Source organism: Nocardia gamkensis NBRC 108242, assembly GCF_001612985.1.
Taxonomy (GTDB): domain Bacteria; phylum Actinomycetota; class Actinomycetes; order Mycobacteriales; family Mycobacteriaceae; genus Nocardia; species Nocardia gamkensis.
Map to the genome: position 1 here is coordinate 1 of NZ_BDBM01000021.1, position 18477 is coordinate 18477.

Below are 18477 nucleotides of genomic sequence, written 5' to 3' on the forward strand. Positions count from 1 at the left end.
GGGGCGCTACCCGCCCGGCCGGGGCTGTGCCGCGGCCCGAAGGAGAACCACCGCGCGGCGCGGGCCGCCGCCGCGATATGCCCCCGCATCCCCAGCCCAATGTGCGTTACCGCGAACGTGATTCGGGCCGCCCGGAACGGCGCAGGCCGGAGAACCTGTAGCCGGTCCGCACGGGTGAGAGGGCGCGCCTACCGCGCCTGCGGACGTGGCGACCTCGCCACGACGCGGCTCGGTATCGGAGGTGTTGCTCATGCCGCATGCGCGCGAGAACCGAGGCGCGCGGACCGGAGCCGGCCCTGCCGGGTGCGGACCGGCGTCAGTGCCGGGCGTCGCGCAGTTCACGGGGAAGGGCGAAGACGAGGGTCTCGTTGGCCGTGGTGACCGGCTGGACCTCGCCGTAGCCGTGCTCGGCCAGCATGTCCAGCACGCCGCGGACCAGGATCTCGGGCACCGAGGCCCCCGAGGTGATGCCGATCGTGCGAACGCCGTCGAGCCAGGCCGGATCGACCTCGCGAGCGAAGTCCACCAGGTACGCGGCCTTGGCGCCCGCACCGAGCGCCACCTCCACCAGGCGCACCGAGTTCGACGAATTGCGCGAGCCGACCACGATCACCAGGTCGCATTCCGGCGCCATCGCCTTCACCGCGACCTGGCGGTTCTGCGTGGCGTAGCAGATGTCGTCGCTGGGCGGGTCCTGCAGGGCGGGGAAGCGCTCCCGCAGCCGCTGCACCGTCTCCATCGTCTCGTCCACGCTCAACGTGGTCTGCGAGAGCCAGATCACCTTCGACTCGTCGCGCACGTTGACGTTGTCCACCGCGCCGGGCCCGTCGACCAATTGGACGTGCTCGGGCGCCTCACCCGCGGTGCCCTCGACCTCCTCGTGGCCCTCGTGACCGATCAGCAGGATGTCGTAGTCGTCGCGGGCGAAGCGCTTCGCCTCCTGGTGCACCTTGGTGACCAGCGGACAGGTGGCGTCGATCGTGTGCAGACTGCGCGCGGCGGCCGAAGCGTGCACCGCGGGCGACACGCCGTGCGCGGAGAACACCACGACCGCGCCCTCGGGGACCTGGTCGGTCTCGTCAACGAAGATCACGCCGCGGTCGCGCAGCGTCTCCACCACGTGGCGGTTGTGCACGATCTCCTTGCGCACGTAGATCGGCGCGCCGTGCTTGTCCAGCGCCTTCTCGACGGTTTCGACCGCGCGGTCCACGCCGGCGCAGTACCCGCGTGGTTCCGCGAGCAGCACGCGTTTTCCGCCCTCGGCAAGGGCGTTTCCGACGCCTGCCGAGCGCGCGATTCCGACGTTCAAGGGAATGGCCGAAGACATGCCCACAGGATACGTGCGGACCGCGACCACGCCACGTCCGGGAGTTGCCCGTCACATCCGCGCCGGAGCCGGTGCGTACGGGCCGCGAACTGGGGCGGAGAGCCCGCCGTGGCCGAGTTGCCGACCCGCCGCGGCGAATGTCTCGGACACTCCCGCCGGGACCAGCGTTTATTCTCCGCGTTATGAGCACAGCGCCGCTCAATTCCCGCCGATCGGCCGCACGCCGCAACCGGCGAATATCGGAACCGGGCGCGCCCCTTCTTTGCATAGCACACCATTTCGGGCAGGCTAGGACCATGTTTCGACCACCCTTTCTGGCCCGCGTCGCCGCCGGCGCCGCCGTATACGCCCTCGAGGAATCCCGCCGGCTACCCACGGCGGCAATGAATTTCCCGATCACGGCCATCAGTCAGGTACTGCAGACGACGATGCACGTCCAGCAGTTCGTCACCAGCCTGGCCCTGAAGGGCGACGCGGTATTCGACCGGCTGTCCAACCACCCGGTCGAGCAGCCCGAGTGGGCCACCTTCGACGAGGACCTCACCGACGACCCGAGCCCCACCGCGCATCGCGGCAGTCGATTCGATCTCTTCACTGCCGACGATCCCGAACCGTTCCGCGCGAACGAGTCCTTCTCCGCGGACGACACCCGCGCCGAAGCGACCAACGGCCATGTCGCCTCGGTGACGAGGATCGCCGAGGAGCCGGCCGGAGAATCGGAGCCGGGCAACTCGGAAACCGATCCCGAGCCTGCCGCGGAAGCGCCCGAGATCGCCGAACCGGAGGTCGCCGTCCGGTACGACTACGCCAACATGACCCTGGCCCAGCTGCGCGCCCGGCTGCGCCTGCTGACGATCGAAGACCTCACCGCGCTGCTGGAGTACGAGCAGCGCACCCGCGCCAGGGCGCCGTTCGTGACCATGCTCACGAACCGGATCGCCACTGTGCAGGCCCAGTGACCGAACCCCGGACTCCTTCGTCGCCGACGGCAAGCCGGGAGACCTCCGGCGGGCCCGCCGCCGCACCGGCCAACTCCGCCGAACACCCCTGGCCGGTGCGTTCGGTTTCCATGAAGGTCGCCCAGTGGATCGACCGGCTCGGCAGCATCTGGGTGGAGGGCCAGATCACCCAGATGAACCTCCGGCCGGGCACCCGCACCGCGTTCCTGGTGCTGCGGGACCCGTCCGCCGACATGTCGCTGTCGGTGACCTGCGATCCGGACCTCATTCGCAATTCCCCCATCCCCCTGCAAGAGGGCAGCCGGGTGGTCGTCTACGGCAAGCTCTCGTTCTTCACCGGTCGCGGCACGATCTCGTTGCGCGTCGCGGAGATTCGGCCGGTCGGCATCGGCGAGCTGCTGGCCCGCATCGAACGGCTGAAGGCGCTGCTGGCCGCCGAGGGCCTGTTCGATCCCCGGCTCAAGCGCCCGATCCCGTTCCTGCCCGGGACGATCGGCCTCATCACCGGCCGCGCGAGCGCCGCGGAGCGCGACGTGCTGAGCGTCGCCCGCAACCGTTGGCCCGCGGTACGTTTCGAGATCCGCAACACAGCTGTGCAAGGACCCACCGCGGTCGCGCAGATGCTCACGGCGCTGGCCGAACTCGACCGGCATCCCGCCGTCGAGGTGATCGTGCTGGCGCGCGGCGGCGGCAGCGTGGAAGACCTGCTGCCGTTCTCCGACGAGGCGCTGTGCCGCGCCATCGTGGCCGCCACCACGCCGATCGTGAGCGCGATCGGCCACGAGCCGGACAACCCGCTCAGCGACTTGGTCGCCGATCTGCGCGCGGCCACCCCGACCGATGCCGCCAAGCGGATCGTCCCCGACGCCGCTGCCGAACTGGCCTGCATCCGCGAACTGCGCGAACGCACCGCCGCCGCGCTGCGCGGCTGGGTGGACCGGGAGACCAGGGCGCTCGCCCAACTGCGGTCGAGGCCCGTGCTGGCCGACCCGCTGCGCGAGATCGATCGCCGTCAGGAAGAGGTCGAACGCCTGCGCGCGGCCGCGCACCGCTCGGCCGAACAGCTGATCCGCACCGAATCCACGGCCACCCGGCACCTGCGCGAGAAACTCACCGCCGTCGGCCCCGCCGCGACGCTGGCCCGTGGCTACGCTGTCGTACAGCGCGTCACCGGCCGGGAACGGGAGGTGGTGCGCTCGATCGAGGACGCGCCCGCGGGCAGCCAGTTGCGCATCCGGGTGGCCGACGGGGCCGTCACGGCCGCCGCGCTCGGCGCCCAGGCGCTCGGCGCGAAGCACACCGACACAGGGAGGAACTGACCTTGGCCGAGTCCGGCAAGTCCACGGGCGAGAACGGGACGGGAGCCGATCCGGCCGACGACGCGGCCGAGATCGCCGGTTTCGGTTACGAACGCGCCCGGGACGAACTCGTCAACGTCGTGAAGATCCTCGAACAGGGCGGCCTCGACCTGGACGAATCCCTGGCCCTGTGGGAACGCGGCGAGGCGCTGGCCACCCGCTGCGAAGAGCACCTGGCGGGCGCGCGCAAGCGCGTCGAGGACGCGCTGCACCGCACCGACCTGGAGCGGCAGGAATGACCATCCGCCGCGCCACACCCGACATCCGCACCACCGACCTGGCCGCGAGCCGGGATTTCTACCGGCTGCTCGGCTTCCAGGAGGCGATGGACCTGGGCTGGGTGGTGACCATGGCCTCACCGTCCAACCCGACCGCCCAGGTCCTGCTCGTAGGTCCCGACGCCGAGCGACTCCAGCCCGACATGAGCGTGGAGGTCGACGACGTCGACGCCGTACACGCCGAGGTGCTCGCCGCGGGCGCCGACATCGTCTACCCCCTGCGCGACGAGCCGTGGGGCGTGCGGCGCTTCTTCGTCCGCGACCCGAGCGGGACCATCGTCAATGTGGTGAGCCACCGCTGACGACGGTCCCGTGGACCGCGCTTACCCGGCCGCTACCCGGAACCGCGCGACACCGTCAGCGCTGCTCACCTGCTCGAATCCGGCTTTCTCCAGCACACGCACGGACGGCGGATTGGACAACTCCACGTCGGCGCGCACCACGCGGACGCCCGGCGCGGTGAACGCGTGCGCCGTCAGCGCGGCAGTGGCCTCGGTCGCGTAACCACGACCGCGCCGCGAGGCGACGATGCCGTACCCGATCTCCAGCTCACCGTCGGCGGGCGGCCAGAACAGCCCGATCGATCCGACGACGAGCCCACTCGATCGTTCGACGATCAGCCGGTGCCCGAAGGATCCGAGCCAGTCCGAATGCTCGGCGAGCAGGCCTGCGATGACGCGATCGCCCTCGGCAGGGAAATCCGCCGCCCACGCGGCCCGACGCTGGTCGTCGAGCACGGCGGCCGCCGCATCGACGGTCCACAACCGCAGGATCAGGCGTTCGGTGAGCAGATCGGAGGAAAGGAAAACAGACACGTGACACTCCTGGGTCATCGAGAAGAGACCGGTTCGCGTCGACGCGTCTGCGAAAGAATCAGGGGCGCGCGAACCGGCGAAGGGCATGCGGAATACAGCTGGGGGGCAGCCATATTCATCGACCTCCGAGATCCGGTTCGGCACGTGACTCGCACCGCGGTGAACTCAACGGGCGCGCACGGCGGAAGGCAAGCGTGTATCAGGGCTTCAGTGGTTGCGCCGCGGCGATCGCCTGGGCGAGCGTGGTGAACGCCGCCTGGTTGCCCGCGCCGGTGATCAGCACGCGGGACTGCCCGAGATCGGTGATCCACGCGGTCTCCGAGCCCTGCTCGGCGTAGACGATCCACTTCTGCGCGCCGACCTGCTCGGTACCGCTGGCGTACCGGGACCCGAGCACGAACCGGGCCAGCGCCTCCTCGGTCGCGTTGCTCTGGCTGAAACGCATGTAGGTGCCCTGCGGCGTGATGTAGCCGACCGTGCTGACCGGTCCGCCGCCATTGCCGCCGATGGACTCGCGGCTGCCGGAATTCGGCGTCCATTCCGCGGGCAGGTCCGGGTTGCGGATCGGGAACGGCAGGGATCGAGCGTCGGCGGTGAGCGCCGCCCGCGCGTCGAAGTGCGGGATCTGCCCCTGCGTCGGACCGTTCGCCGCGAAACTGCACTGGCTGGCCAGGCCCGCGAAAACCAGCGCGATCAACACCAACGGGATCAGGGACCAGAACAGATCCCGGTAGTCGTTCAGGATGCGTGGCTTTTGGTACGACACGCTCCCAGTATCCACTCGGACGGCGCCGCCGCCCCGCGCACCCCGACGCCGCCGAGCAGGGGTGTACGCCCGTGCCACATCGAATGAGACAATTGACCGGTACGTACCGACGCACAGGAGGCACCCCGCAATGACGGCAACTTCTCCCACACCTAGCCGCCGCGAGGCGCCCGACCGCAACCTCGCACTCGAGCTGGTCCGCGTGACCGAGGCCGGGGCGATGGCCGCGGGCCGGTGGGTCGGACGCGGCGACAAGGAGGGGGGCGACGGCGCCGCCGTCGACGCCATGCGGCAGCTGGTCAGCTCGGTGTCCATGCGCGGCATCGTCGTCATCGGCGAGGGCGAGAAGGACGAGGCGCCCATGCTGTACAACGGCGAGGCCGTCGGCGACGGCACCGGCCCCGAAGTGGACTTCGCGGTGGATCCCATCGACGGCACCACGCTGATGTCCAAGGGCGTTCCCGGCGCGATCTCGGTGCTCGCGGTCGCCGAGCGTGGCGCCATGTTCGATCCGTCCGCCGTGTTCTACATGCACAAGATCGCCGTCGGCCCTGATGCCGCCGATGTGATCGATATCTCGGCCCCGATCGGCGAGAACATCAGCCGGGTCGCCAAGGCCAAGAACTCCTCGAAGTCCGACCTCACCGTCTGCATCCTGGACCGTCCCCGGCACGCCGAGCTGATCCAGCAGGTGCGTGACGCGGGCGCCCGCATCCGCCTGATCTCCGACGGCGACGTCGCGGGCGCGATCGCGGCCGCCCGCCCGGAATCCGGCACCGACATCCTGGTCGGCATCGGCGGCACGCCCGAGGGCATCATCGCCGCCGCCGCGATCCGCTGTATGGGCGGTGAATTGCAGGGCATGCTCGCGCCGAAGGACGACGAGGAGCGGCAGAAAGCCATCGACGCGGGCCACGACCTCGACCGTGTGCTCACCACCGAGGACCTCGTCTCAGGTGAGAACGTCTTCTTCTGCGCCACCGGCGTCACCGACGGCGACCTGCTGCGCGGCGTGCGCTACTACGGCGGCGGCGCCTCCACCCAGTCGATCGTGATGCGCTCGAAGTCCGGCACGGTCCGCATGATCGACGCCTACCACCGCCTGACCAAGCTGCGCGAATACTCCTCGGTCGATTTCATCGGCGACGAACACGCGGTCCCGCCGCTGCCGTGATATTCGGCCGCGACTTCGTCGCGGCGTGTTCGCGGCCCCTTTGTGGCTCGCGTTCGCGCGACCACCGCTGGCGACTTCGTCGCGGACGCGGTGGCCGCGCGAACGCGAGCCGGGCCGCGAACGGCGCATGCTCGGTCTCGCTTCGCTCGAAACCGGGAGCTGGGGTCAGTGGTTCCGCAATGTGGGGGACCGCGCCCCGAAGTGCGCCGTTCATGGTGCCTCGGTCGCTTTCCACCGTGGCGCGCCGTGGCGCCCGGTGGCCGGATGGTGCGGCTTTCCGCAGCGATAGTGCGGCAGACCCGGGTCGAGGCGGATGCAACTTCATGCTCGGCCGCCGCCACCCGGGGGCCGTGTGGCACCCACCGAGCGAACGGCTCGTATTCCCCGGCGCATGCCTGCCGAGGTGTGCGAATGACCTCAGGCGTGGCTGCCCCACGGGCAGCGGCCGCGGCATAGGGTCGGGACCATGAGCGAGGAGACGCAGTACCGCATCGAGCACGACACCATGGGCGAGGTCCGGGTTCCGGTGGACGCTTTGTGGCGGGCGCAGACCCAGCGGGCCGTGGAGAACTTCCCGATCAGCGGACGCGGCTTGGAGCGGGCGCAGATTCGCGCGCTCGGCCTGCTGAAGGCCGCGTGTGCCACGGTGAACCGCGACCTGGGTCTGCTCGATCCCGCGAAGGCCGATGCGATCATCGCCGCGGCGAACGAGATCGCAGAGGGCAGGCACGACGACCAGTTCCCGATCGACGTCTTCCAAACCGGCTCCGGTACCAGCTCGAACATGAACGCCAACGAGGTGATCGCCTCGCTGGCCAAGGCCAACGGCGTCACGGTCCACCCGAACGACGACGTGAACATGTCCCAGTCGTCCAACGACACCTTCCCCACCGCAACGCATCTCGCCGCCACCGAAGCGGTCATCACCGACCTGGTTCCCGCGCTGGAGCATCTGCGGCTGGCGCTGCTGGACAAGTCGACGGAGTGGCGCACCGTGGTGAAGTCAGGTCGCACGCACCTGATGGACGCCGTCCCGGTGACCCTCGGCCAGGAGTTCGGCGGCTACACCCGCCAGGTCGCGGCGGGCATCGACCGCATCATGGCGACGCTGCCGCGGCTCGGCGAGCTGCCGATCGGCGGAACGGCGGTCGGCACCGGACTGAACGCGCCGGAGGGCTTCGGCGCGAAGGTCGTCGCGGAACTCGTGCGCGCCACCGGCATCGACGCGTTGCGCGAGGCCGAGGACCACTTCGAGGCGCAGGCCGCGCGCGACGGGCTGGTCGAGGCATCCGGCGCGCTCCGCACGATCGCGGTGAGCCTGACCAAGATCGCCAACGACATCCGCTGGATGGGTTCGGGCCCGCTCACCGGACTGGCCGAACTCCAACTGCCGGATCTGCAACCGGGCAGCTCGATCATGCCCGGCAAGGTCAACCCGGTGCTCCCCGAGGCGGTGACCCAGGTCGGCGCCCAGGTGATCGGCAACGATGCCGCGGTCGCCTTCGCGGGCGCGAACGGCGCATTCGAACTGAACGTGTACATCCCGGTGATGGCGCGCAACTTGCTGGAGTCGATTCGCCTGCTGGCCAACGTCGCCCGCCTGTTCGCGGACAAGTGCGTGCGCGGCCTGGTCGCCAATGTCGAGCACCTGCGCATGCTCGCGGAGTCCTCCCCCTCGATCGTGACGCCGCTGAACTCCGCGATCGGCTACGAGGAGGCGGCCGCGGTCGCGAAGGAAGCACTGCAGGAGAAGAAGACCATTCGCCAGACCGTCATCGATCGCGGCTTGCTGGACGAGAAACTGACCGAGGAGGAACTCGACCGCCGCCTCGACGTGCTGGCCATGGCGAAGGTGAAAGAACAGGACTGACGGAACCGGCCTGGTCGCCGCGACGGCGCGGACACGAACGCCACCTCGGAAGCCGGGGGTTTGCCGAGGTGGCGTTCGACTGAAACGTGTCGAAACTCTGACCGGGCGACCCGACCGCGACACGCGGGACGGAGCGCCGGGATCCGACGACGGCGGGTCAGTCGCGCAGGCGCGAGAGTTCCTCGCGCGCCAGCTCGCCGTCCGGGCCCAGGTCGGTGCGGGTGAAGATGTTCCACCGCCGCAGCAACGGGGCGAAGACCAGCTCGTCCTCCTTGGCGCGGTCGTAGATGCCCGCCTCGGCGAGCACCTCGTCGCTGCTGCGGCCGTTCGGCAGCGCCACCGTGGGGACCTCGAAACCGGCGACCCGGTCGGCGATGGCCCGCACGGTCTGGTCGGGCGCCAGATCCAGGGCGGCGGCGACCAGGTCGGCGAAGAACACCGATTGCAGTTCGTCGTCCAGCGCGATGCGCTCGGCGATGGCGGTGACCAGGGGGTTCTCGCCGAGCGCCGCGGTGTTGCGATGCCGGACCGCGCTGGCGGCCTCCTCGAACGCGCAGTTCGCCAGCACGTCCAGCAAGTGCATCGCCGGGCGGCGGAAGCCCTTGGTCATGTGATCCATGCGCAACCGCTCCAGTTCAACCGGGTCGACGGCCCTGGTCACCATGAGGTAGTTGCGAATGGTGATCTCGTGGCGGTTCTCCTCGGCCGTCCAGCGGCCGACCCAGCGCCACCACGCGCCGGTGCGCAGGTACTTGCCGATCTCCCGGTGGTAGGAGGGCAGGTTGTCGGCGATCAGCACCGAGACGGTCAGCGCCAGCTTGGCGGTTTCGCTGAGCTCGGACTGTTCCGGCGCCCAGTCGGTACCGCCGAGGAAGGCGAAGTTGCGGCCGTCGTCCCACGGGACGAGGTCGTGTGGCTGCCACCCGTCGGCGACATCGATGTGCTTACGCAGCAGCAGTTCTACGTCCACCGCGAGCGATTCCAGCAATTCGCGATCGGTCAGGAGAGTTTGCACCGAGATAACCTAGCGGCTTGGCCCGCGTAGCGGGGGCGGATGGATGGGATTCACAGGTAACCGGGACCGGAGGCACGGCAACCGAGACCGCACCGCGATCCCGGACGCCGTACATCTGGTTCCTACTTGGGTGTGACGGTGATAGTACCGTTCACCCAGGTGATGGTGCCGCCACTGAAGTCGCTCTGCTTGCCACCGGGGATGTCCTTCTCGTCGCTGACCGGGTAACCGAGCTGCCCCTGTACGCCGCCGTTGTCTTCCCACGCCTTGCGGATCTCGCCCCAGACGACGTGCGGTTCGCCGTCCTTGGGCTCGTAGATCGTGCCGCCGGCGAAGTCCTGGTAGTCGCCATCGTCGGGCGCGTCCTCTTCGGCCTGCAACGGCAGTCCTAGCGTGCCGTTCGGGCCGCCGAGCTGCATGTACTTGTCGTAGATATCGCCATCCACGGCGATCTCACCGCCGGGCGTGGCGATCTTGGTCCCCTCCGCACGTGCGCCGGTGGCCGTGACGCCGGTGGTCCCCGTCGGCCCCTCACCGGTGCCCGTGGGACTCGCGGTGCCGCTGCCGGGGCTCATCATCGAGGTGACCATTCCGGTCATGCTGGCCATACCGGTCTTGGCGCTGTCGCCTTTGTCGTTGTCATCATCGCCGCAGCCGACCAAGACCAGCCCTGCCGCGGCGAGCAATGCGGTGAATCCAGCCGTTCGTCGAGCGAAGTGGTGCATGTCCATCCTCTCGCTGTGGGCTACCGGCACACCACGGACTCCGTGACGACGCCGCGCATAGCCTCGGCCGATTGTCAGGCGATGACCCGGTGACCGCCAGGCGGTCACCGGGTCATACCGAACAGCTATCGCGGCGGATGATACCCACCGGATATGCCGTGAAACACCGCGCGAGAGGGCCGTGCGGGATCAGGCGTTCGGGCCGTACTCCTCCAGCATCTCGGTGACCAGCGCCGCGATCGGCGAGCGCTCGCTACGGGTCAGCGTGATGTGCGCGAAAAGCGGGTGACCTTTCAGCTTCTCGACCACCGCCGCGACACCGTCGTGCCTGCCGACACGCAGGTTGTCGCGCTGGGCCACGTCGTGGGTGAGCACCACCCGCGAGCCGGTTCCCAGGCGGCTGAGCACCGTGAGCAGCACGTTCCGCTCCAGTGACTGGGCCTCGTCCACGATCACGAAGGAGTCGTGCAGCGACCGCCCGCGAATGTGGGTCAGCGGCAACACCTCCAGCATGTCGCGGCTGAGCACCTCCTCCATCACCTCGCGGCTGGCCAGCCCGTCGAGCGTGTCGAAGACCGCTTGGGCCCAGGGGCCCATCTTCTCGCTCTCGGTGCCGGGCAGATAGCCCAGCTCCTGGCCGCCCACCGCGTAGAGCGGACGGAAGACGACCACCTTGCGCTGCGTCCGCCGTTCCAGCACCGCCTCCAGGCCCGCGGTCAACGCCAGCGCCGACTTGCCGGTACCCGCTCGGCCACCCAGCGAGACGATGCCGACGCTCTCGTCCAGCAGGAGATCGAGCGCGATGCGCTGCTCGGCGGAGCGGCCGTGCAACCCGAACGCCTCGCGTTCGCGCACCAGCTGCACCCGCTTGTCCGGGGTGACCCGGCCCAGCGCACTGGAGCTGACACCGAGTAACCGAATGCCGGTGTGGCAGGGCAGCTCTCGCGCTTCGTCCAGATCGATCACCGATTCGGCGTAGAGCTGATCGATGCGCGCGGTGCTGACATCGAGTTCCACCATGCCGGACCAGCCGGAGGTCACCACGTCCTGGGCGTGGTACTCGTCGGCGTGCAAGCCCACCGCACTCGCCTTCACCCGCAGCGGGATGTCCTTGGACACCAGCACCACTTCACGGCCCTCGGCCGCGAGGTTGAGCGCACAGGCCAGGATCCGGGAGTCGTTGGTGTCGGTGCGGAAGCCGACCGGAAGGACCGCGGGATCGGTGTGGTTCAGTTCCACCTGCAACGTGCCGCCCTCGGTGCCGATCGGCACCTGCTGATCGAGCCTGCCGTACTGCAGGCGCAGATCGTCCAGATTGCGCAGGGCTTCTCGCGCGAACCAGCCCAGTTCGTGATGGTGCCTTTTGGCTTCGAGTTCACTGATGACCACCAGGGGTAAGACCACGTCGTGTTCGCCGAACCGCGTGAAGGACCAAGGATCCGACAGCAGGACGGACGTGTCGATGACGAAGGTTGTGCCGGCTGATTGCGAGGGGCGGGCCCCCTTCGCGGCGGCTCCGCCTTTCGCGGAGCTGGAGTTCGCCGAGGGAGCGGAAACGGAGCGTGCAGCAGTCACGGTGGGCTCCTCTGTGTTCGCGCGGCAGTCGCACGAACGATCTCGCTGGACCGGTCCGTCCTGATGGACCCGACGTTGCCGTCAGGTGCCACGAGGGCCGGGTCCCGGCCCCCTCGTACTGAGTAGCTCAGTCACGGTCAGGACCTCCCGTACGAGCCACACCGCCGCGGCCCGCACACCCGACGCTACCTCCGATTACCATGTCCGCGCTCGGGGACCGGGAGGCGTGTCCGTGAACTTGTCGTAAACCGGCACGTCGCGGCTATTCACCGCAGCACGTCCAGCAGCACCGGAACATGGCTGTGCGCCGGATCCTGTACGGCCGTGAGCAATGTGACCGGACCTTCGGCGGCCAGGTCCCGCAAATCCCGCAAATCTTGCTGAACTTCCGGCGCGGCGAGCTCGGCACGGTAGCGGCGGGCGAATTCCGCGCCTCGCGCGTCCCGGTCGGCGTGGAACCAGCGCCGCAACTCGGTGGACGGGGTGAGGTCCTTGGGCCAGCGATCGACCCGCGCTTGCGCTTTGGTGATACCCCTCGGCCAGAGCCGATCGACCAGCACCCGGGCGCCGTCGTCCGGGTCGGGGCTGTCGTAGACGCGCTTGACGCGGAAGCCGGGCTGCGGTTGCGGGGTCATAGCAGTCATCGCAGCACGGGGTCCGAGCGGCTACGGGATTCGCCACGCCGTCGCTGTCGGCCGATTCGACGGATAGAGTCGCTGGTATGTCCGGTAACGAGGATTTGGAGAAGCTGTCGTCGAAGGAGCTGCACGACCGGGCGATGAAGCTCGCCGTGCGACGCGGTGATGTGAAGTTCCTGTGGCGGTTGCTCACGTCGATCCCGGCGGCGGAAGCCGCCGCGGGCAATGTCGGCGAGAGCGAGGCGGACATCAAGTACGTGCTGCCCATGCTCGACGACTACGTCCACGCGGGTGACGGCGCGGTCGCCGAGGTGTTGCGGCCGGTCTACCTGGACTACTTGGCCCAGCACTCCTGAGGCCGGGTCAGCCGCGGGTGAGCGCGGCCCGCCAGAGGCCGGCGGCGGTGCCGCGCAGGAAGTTCCCCCAGCTGAAGTGGTCGTGCCACAGGATGATTCGGCCGTCCCGCAGTTCGAACGTGCCGGTGACCCAGAAACCGACCCGCACCGGCCCGAAGCGCAGATAATCGGTGCGGTCGGTGAGCACGACGTCGCCGTCGGCGGCGATGTGGTGCAGGTCCACCCCGAAGCCGATGGAGTCGCGGCTCAGGCCGCGCAGCACGCCGCCGACCCGGCGGATGCCGCGCAGGTCGGGCAGCGAGGTGTTCTTCCAGACGATGTCCGGGTGCAGCAGGTCGATCGCCTCCTCGGAGGCGCCCATCTCCAGCGCGGCGAAGAACTCCCGCACGGTGGTGATCGAGTCCTGTCTCAGGTCGGGTTCGTCGGTCATGGTCCGAGCGTAGGCCGCGCCGGTCATCCGCGGCGCGCGATGAGCACGGCCAGTCCGTCCAGAATGCGCGCGATGCCGAATCTCAGCGCACCCGCCCCTCCCGCGACCGCGCCTTCCTCGGCGAACGCGGCGGCCGCGGCCGGGTATCGTTCGGCCGCGGCCGCCACCATCTCGGCGAACTGCCCCGCGATCTGTTTCTCGAACTCCTCGGCGTCCGTCATCCGCACCTGCTGCGCCAGGCTGCGGGCGTGCCCGGTCAGCAGAACGATGGTGTCCAGGCGTTCGGCGGTGGTGAGCCCGGTCCCGGCGAGCGCGCCCAGCGCGGCTTCCATCCAGGCCAGCTCGTTCGGGCCGATCGGCCGCATGCCCACCAACACCTCCAGCGACCAGGGGTGAGAGCGGAAGCGTTCGTAGATCGTCTCGCACCACAAGGCCAGCAGATCCCGCCAAGCGTCCTGCGACGTCTCCGCGGCCGCGCTCATCTCCGGCGGCGCGCCCAGCGCCGTGTCCAGCATCAGCGCGACGAGTTCGGCCTTGCCGGGCACGTAGCGGTACAGCGACATCTTCGTGAAGCCGAGCCGCTCGGCCAGCCGCTGCATGGACAGGTGCGCCAGTCCTTCGGCATCGGCCAGCTCGATGGCCTCCGCGACGATCCGCTCCAAGGACAGCGCTGGTTTGGGGCCCCGCTTGGGGCGCTGACCGGTGCCCCAGAGCAATTCGAGTGCGGTCGGTGTCGGCATGCCCGAAATCCTTCCGGAGATCGTCTTGACGTGAAACTGTGTCCACCATACTCTTATTCGAGTCCCACGGATACAGTTTCCATTGGACGCAGATTCCGACAGGAGTTCATCATGCGCAACACCACCGTTCTCATCTCCGGCGCCAGCGTCGCCGGACCCGCGCTGGCCTACTGGCTGCGCCATTACGGGTTCGCGGTCACCGTGGTGGAGCGCGCTCCGGCGCTGCGCCCCGGGGGCCAGGCGATCGACTTCAAGGGCCGCACCCACCGCACGGTGCTGGAGCGGATGGGCGTGCTGGAGGACATCGAGCAACGCAGGACGGGCACCACCGACACCGTGTTCGTGGACGAGCAGGGCACCCGGCTGGCCCTGATGTCGGGCGACTTCACCGGCGGCGACGTCGAGATCCTGCGCGGCGACCTGGCCGAGATCTTCTACCGGCGCACGGCAGACCACTGCGAATACCTGTTCGGCGATTCGATCACCGCGCTCACCGAGAACGCGGACGGCGTCTACGTCGAGTTCGAGCACGCGGACGCCCGCACCTTCGACCTCATCTTCGGCGCCGACGGCATCCACTCGCGGGTCCGCAGGCTGGCGTTCGGCCCCGAGCGCGACTTCGTGAAATACCTGGGTTACTACTACGCCGTCGCGGGCGCCAGTCCATGGAGCGGCAGGACCACCGGACCACGCGAGCGGGTGACCGCGCACGCCCACAACGCTCCCGGACGACTCGCGATCAGCGGCGGCCCGAAGGCACAGCAGATGTACATGTTCGCCTCCCCCGAACTCGACTACGGACGGGACGACAGCGCGGCCCAGCGCCGCATCCTCGCCGAGACCTACGCCGAGGTGGGCTGGGAAGTACCGCGGATGCTCACCGAGCTGGCCGGATTCGACGACTTCTACATGGACACGATCAGCCAGGTGCGCATGCCGGACGGATACACCAAGGGACGTGTCGCGCTGGTCGGCGACTCCGGATACGGAAACACGCTCGGAGGCTTCGGCACCGGGCTCGCCGTCGTCGGGGCGTACGTCATCGCGGGCGAGTTGGCATCGGCCGGCGGCGATCACACCGTGGCGTTCGCCCGCTACGACGAGATCATGAAGCGCTACGCGAAGATCGCGGGCAACAGCAACGCCGGTCGTTTCCTGGCGCCCAAGACCGCGCGCGGCATCAGGATGCGCAACTGGTTCTTCGGTTCCCGGCTGTTCGCGCTGATGACGAAATACAGCGACAACGCCGCCAACGACATCGATCTGAAGGACTACCCCGCACTGGTCGCCGCGGCGAACGCGCGCTAGGCATCCGTCAGCGGCCTTGACAACGATCGGATCGGCCGCGCCCATCGGGATTCGGCACAACCTCCCAGTTCGGAACCGTCGCGCCGCCGACGACGAGCGGCACGACGGGGCGCACCGAGAAGTCGGCTGTGTTTCGATGGAACCGGAGTGCGGCGGGACGCGTCTATAAGGTCAGACGGCACTGACGGAAGGGGCCGCGATGGCGGACAGCCCGTTTCCCGGGTACATCGAAGCTGCGAAAACCGGAGCGCTGCGGGTACGGATGGACCCGCAAGGGTTCGTGGAGATCGACCGGGCGTGCCAGGAGTTGATCGACCAGCTCACCGGCGCACGTGCGGATGCCCGTGAACTCGGCGAGCAGACGCAGTGGGGATTGGGCGAGGACAATCCGCGTCTGTCGTCGGCGGCCGAACTGGTCCGGCTGTTCCGGGAGAAAGGGTTCGGCGGCCCGAACAACGCCTACGACACTCTGAACGAGTACCTCGCAGTCGCGGAGGAAATCCGGGCCATGTTCAAGGCGATCAGCGACGCCTATCAACGCACCGACAGCGAGTTCGCAGCGAAGATGCGGGAACTCCGCGTATGAACGGCCGTGGATACGTACGTCGTCGGTCCAGGGCGAGTTTCGTCGCCGCATCCCTGCTGGCTGTTCTGCTCACCGGTTGCGACGGCGAGACAACGTCATCGGAACCGCCGACATCGACTACGGGGGCGAATGGTCCGAGCACCGGGGCAAGCTCGAGCGTCGAGGCGGCCCCGCGGACAGCGTTCGATCCCTGCACCGCCCTGACGCCGCAGTTCTTGGCCGAGCATCAGTGGGACGCGCTGCCGCCCGCACCGAAGCAGAACAGCACCGGCGGCATCAGCTGGAAAGGCTGCCGGTATGTGGCGCGAGCCGGGTACAGCTTCACGATCCAAACAACCAACGGGACGCTCGACCAGGTGAAGGAGAAGTTTCCTTCGGCCGCAGGAATTCCCGTCGGAAGCCGAAATGCGTTGCGGTACGAAGCTCGACCGGATGTCCCCGGCGGCTGCACGATCAACATCGAGATGCGCGACGGCTCCCTGTACATCCTCGTCGATGACCCGAGCGGCAAGCATCCACGCAAACTGTCACCGTGTGACAACGCCACCGATATCGCCCGAGCAATCGCACCACTGCTGCCCGCGGGCAGCTGAACACCGGGGGAAGCGATCATGAGACAGACCGACGGCCGCGCGATCACCAATCCGGAGAACGCGCACAGTTTCTCGCACGCGGAGATCAAGCAGGCCGCCGACGCGATGAATCCGGCAGGGCTCGAAGGGGCGTTCGCGGCGTGGTCGGCCATCGCGGCGGCGGTCACGAACGCGGGGCAGCAGTTCGAGAACGCGATCAAGAACGCGGTGGAACAGAACTGGGAGGGCGCGGCGGCCGACAGCGCGGTGCGCGGCGTGCGGGACTACACGGCGCGGGTGGGCGAACTCGGCGAGGCCCTCGGCGCGCAGAGCCTGCCACTGTCGGCGGCAGCGGACGCGGCGGCCAAATTCAAGGCGTCGGTGCCGGAATTGGTGGACACCTCGGCAGGCGCGGGGAATGCCGAACAGCGCAACTCGCGTGAGGAACAGGCCCGCGACGAGATGAACACCCAGTACATCCAGCCGTACGGGGCGACCGCTCCGGCCATTCCCACCCTGCCCCCACCGGTGGATCCCGCCGCCACGACGCCGACGGGGATCGAGACGGGCACCGGTACGGCTGTGAACTCCGACGTGGGTGCACAGCCGGTGGACGCCGACCGCCCCACCGACACCTCTTCCTCCGGTGACGAGCCCTCATCCGAAGGCACCGCCTCGGCCGCTGATGTGGAGGAGGAACGCACCTCGGACGAGCCTGCGCAACCAGCGGCGGAGGACACCTCGGAAACGACCACGCCACAGGCCGTCGCACAAGGCCAGGACACGGCGACCACAACACCGGTATCCGCTACGAGCGCACAGACGACGACAACCTCGAGCACGCCGTTGGTGTCCACGACGCCGCCGCCTACCAGCGCACCCGCCGCCGTGGTCCCCGCAGCGTTCGAGGGCAGACCGAACGGCACACCGGCCCGGCAGGCGACGCCCGGTGCGGCCGGAACTCCCGGCGTCGCGGACAACGAGGCGCGGTCGGGTACTTCTCGCCCTGCCCAACCCACTACCCCCGGGGCGGCGAATCCGCAGACCAGCACGGTGGGACGCCCGGCAGCGCCCGGCGGCGCGGGGTACTCGGGCATGGTCCCACCGGGGCTGCGCGGCAGGCGCGCGGACGACGACGAGCACAAGTCGCCGAAGTACCTGCGCACCGAGGAACACGCGAAGGAGTTGCTCGGCGAAGTGCAGCCGACCGTGCCGCCCGCGCTGGGCGAGAAATGACGGCGCAGTGGTCGCTGTCGGCCGAGCAGTTCGCCGCGGCCTGGTTCGGCACGGGGCTGGATCGCATGCCGTTCCCGTTCCGATTCACCAGCCAATTCCCCGGCCTGCACGAGTACCGGGAGTATCAACGGCAGTTCCGCGCCGAGCTGAGCCGCGACGAGCGTCTGCCCCTGCGCAGCGCGATCACCACGCTCGCCGGTCCCGACTGGCGCATCGAACTGTTCGGGTACGACAACACGCGCGAGGGCGTCGAACTGCGCGCCGTCGCCGCTGGGACACGCACCGGATCCGGGGTGCTCGCCGTGCAGACGCCGGGCCCGGACGGCGGCCGAGTCCGGTTGCGCCGCTACCGAACCGATCAGCTCGCCACCGAATTGGCGCGTTTGCTGCCGGACACCCCGGCCGGAACGGTCGGCGAGAAGAGTTTCCTGCTCGACGACCTGAACGATGATCGCCCCGATGTGTTCGGAAACGCGCCGGCCAGTCAGGCCAAGGAACGCTACCGGCGTTTCTGGCGGCAATCGTGCACCACTCGCGGGACCGCGGTCGTGCTAATCGGCCCGCGCAACGCCGAACCGCTGCGCACCGGCCGCCTCCGCTGGATCGACACGCCCGATGGCCGCTACTGCGAGGTGCCCGCCAATCGCGCTCTGATGATCCGCCCCGGCACCAGCGCAGATATCACCCGGTACCTGGACGAGTCGATCGTGCGGGCCAAGGCGCGCCTGGACCGGTGACCCCGCTCGCCC

At 69.0% G+C, this 18477-nt stretch carries 21 protein-coding genes; 12 read left to right on the forward strand and 9 right to left on the reverse strand.

Annotation, left to right across the window (positions count from 1 at the left end):
• Positions 1–316: 316 nt before the first annotated feature.
• A complete protein-coding gene (locus NG1_RS18440) occupies positions 317–1327 on the reverse strand; it encodes a 4-hydroxy-3-methylbut-2-enyl diphosphate reductase (RefSeq protein ID WP_062972636.1) in 1011 nt (336 codons plus the stop codon).
• Positions 1328–1623: 296 nt separating this feature from the next.
• Between NG1_RS18440 and NG1_RS18445 the strand changes: the two genes are divergently transcribed.
• Genes NG1_RS18445 through NG1_RS18460 form a run of 4 tightly spaced genes read left to right on the forward strand, consistent with a single transcriptional unit; the run spans position 1624 to position 4224 of the window.
• Complete coding sequence (locus tag NG1_RS18445; protein WP_062972462.1) at positions 1624–2286, forward strand: lipid droplet-associated protein; 663 nt, start codon at positions 1624–1626, stop codon at positions 2284–2286.
• Positions 2283–3605, forward strand: a complete 1323-nt coding sequence (gene xseA / locus NG1_RS18450) for an exodeoxyribonuclease VII large subunit (protein WP_084499017.1) — start codon at positions 2283–2285, stop codon at positions 3603–3605. The genes NG1_RS18445 and xseA overlap by 4 nt, the downstream gene beginning before the upstream one ends.
• Before the next feature lie 2 nt (positions 3606–3607).
• The gene (locus NG1_RS18455; protein ID WP_062972465.1) at positions 3608–3883 is read left to right on the forward strand and encodes an exodeoxyribonuclease VII small subunit; all 276 of its coding nucleotides are present in this window, start codon (positions 3608–3610) and stop codon (positions 3881–3883) included.
• Entirely contained in the window at positions 3880–4224 is a 345-nt protein-coding gene (locus NG1_RS18460; RefSeq protein WP_040869583.1) for a VOC family protein, read from the forward strand. The genes NG1_RS18455 and NG1_RS18460 overlap by 4 nt, the downstream gene beginning before the upstream one ends.
• A gap of 21 nt (positions 4225–4245) precedes the next feature.
• On the opposite strand, the gene NG1_RS18465 is transcribed toward NG1_RS18460, so the two are convergent.
• Together NG1_RS18465 and NG1_RS18470 are read right to left on the reverse strand one after the other, a co-directional pair.
• A complete protein-coding gene (locus tag NG1_RS18465) occupies positions 4246–4737 on the reverse strand; it encodes a GNAT family N-acetyltransferase (RefSeq protein WP_210749981.1) in 492 nt (163 codons plus the stop codon).
• Positions 4738–4936: 199 nt separating this feature from the next.
• On the reverse strand, positions 4937–5503 hold the full coding sequence (locus NG1_RS18470; protein ID WP_040869587.1) for a DUF4245 domain-containing protein: 567 nt from the start codon (positions 5501–5503) through the stop codon (positions 4937–4939).
• Between the two features lie 130 nt (positions 5504–5633).
• Between NG1_RS18470 and glpX the strand changes: the two genes are divergently transcribed.
• On the forward strand, positions 5634–6677 hold the full coding sequence (glpX, locus tag NG1_RS18475) for a class II fructose-bisphosphatase (protein ID WP_062972466.1): 1044 nt from the start codon (positions 5634–5636) through the stop codon (positions 6675–6677).
• A gap of 466 nt (positions 6678–7143) precedes the next feature.
• Positions 7144–8547, forward strand: coding sequence for a class II fumarate hydratase (locus NG1_RS18480; RefSeq protein ID WP_062972467.1), 1404 nt, complete (start codon positions 7144–7146; stop codon positions 8545–8547).
• Positions 8548–8704: 157 nt separating this feature from the next.
• On the opposite strand, the gene NG1_RS18485 is transcribed toward NG1_RS18480, so the two are convergent.
• The 4 genes from NG1_RS18485 to NG1_RS18500 all read right to left on the reverse strand — a co-directional run bounded on the left by NG1_RS18485 (position 8705) and on the right by NG1_RS18500 (position 12497).
• Complete coding sequence (locus NG1_RS18485; protein WP_062972468.1) at positions 8705–9562, reverse strand: acyl-ACP desaturase; 858 nt, start codon at positions 9560–9562, stop codon at positions 8705–8707.
• Positions 9563–9684: 122 nt separating this feature from the next.
• On the reverse strand, positions 9685–10287 hold the full coding sequence (locus NG1_RS18490; protein WP_062972642.1) for an LGFP repeat-containing protein: 603 nt from the start codon (positions 10285–10287) through the stop codon (positions 9685–9687).
• A gap of 189 nt (positions 10288–10476) precedes the next feature.
• Positions 10477–11862, reverse strand: coding sequence for an RNA 5'-3' helicase PhoH2 (phoH2, locus tag NG1_RS18495; protein WP_062972469.1), 1386 nt, complete (start codon positions 11860–11862; stop codon positions 10477–10479).
• Positions 11863–12128: 266 nt separating this feature from the next.
• Positions 12129–12497: a DUF488 domain-containing protein gene (locus NG1_RS18500; RefSeq protein WP_062972470.1), complete on the reverse strand. Its 369-nt coding sequence runs from the start codon at positions 12495–12497 to the stop codon at positions 12129–12131.
• An 86-nt stretch (positions 12498–12583) separates the two neighbouring features.
• On the opposite strand from NG1_RS18500, the gene NG1_RS18505 reads away from it, so the two are divergent.
• A complete protein-coding gene (locus tag NG1_RS18505) occupies positions 12584–12856 on the forward strand; it encodes a hypothetical protein (protein WP_039800723.1) in 273 nt (90 codons plus the stop codon).
• Between the two features lie 7 nt (positions 12857–12863).
• Here NG1_RS18505 and NG1_RS18510 read toward each other — a convergent pair whose 3' ends face one another.
• Both NG1_RS18510 and NG1_RS18515 read right to left on the reverse strand, forming a co-directional pair.
• Complete coding sequence (locus tag NG1_RS18510) at positions 12864–13286, reverse strand: limonene-1,2-epoxide hydrolase family protein (RefSeq protein WP_062972643.1); 423 nt, start codon at positions 13284–13286, stop codon at positions 12864–12866.
• Between the two features lie 23 nt (positions 13287–13309).
• The gene (locus NG1_RS18515) at positions 13310–14026 is read right to left on the reverse strand and encodes a TetR/AcrR family transcriptional regulator (protein WP_062972472.1); all 717 of its coding nucleotides are present in this window, start codon (positions 14024–14026) and stop codon (positions 13310–13312) included.
• Positions 14027–14137: 111 nt separating this feature from the next.
• Here NG1_RS18515 and NG1_RS18520 point away from each other — a divergent pair, with 111 nt between their 5' ends.
• From NG1_RS18520 to NG1_RS18540, 5 genes are all read left to right on the forward strand, one after another.
• On the forward strand, positions 14138–15334 hold the full coding sequence (locus NG1_RS18520; RefSeq protein ID WP_062972474.1) for an FAD-dependent monooxygenase: 1197 nt from the start codon (positions 14138–14140) through the stop codon (positions 15332–15334).
• A 199-nt stretch (positions 15335–15533) separates the two neighbouring features.
• Positions 15534–15920: a hypothetical protein gene (locus tag NG1_RS18525; protein ID WP_157114111.1), complete on the forward strand. Its 387-nt coding sequence runs from the start codon at positions 15534–15536 to the stop codon at positions 15918–15920.
• Entirely contained in the window at positions 15917–16513 is a 597-nt protein-coding gene (locus NG1_RS35760; RefSeq protein WP_084499018.1) for a DUF3558 domain-containing protein, read from the forward strand. The genes NG1_RS18525 and NG1_RS35760 overlap by 4 nt, the downstream gene beginning before the upstream one ends.
• An 18-nt stretch (positions 16514–16531) precedes the next feature.
• Complete coding sequence (locus tag NG1_RS18535) at positions 16532–17728, forward strand: hypothetical protein (protein ID WP_062972480.1); 1197 nt, start codon at positions 16532–16534, stop codon at positions 17726–17728.
• Positions 17725–18465 (forward strand): ESX secretion-associated protein EspG, encoded by a 741-nt coding sequence (locus NG1_RS18540; protein ID WP_062972482.1) that lies wholly within the window; start codon positions 17725–17727, stop codon positions 18463–18465. Before NG1_RS18535 ends, NG1_RS18540 begins: the two co-directional genes overlap by 4 nt.
• Positions 18466–18477 lie beyond the last annotated feature (12 nt).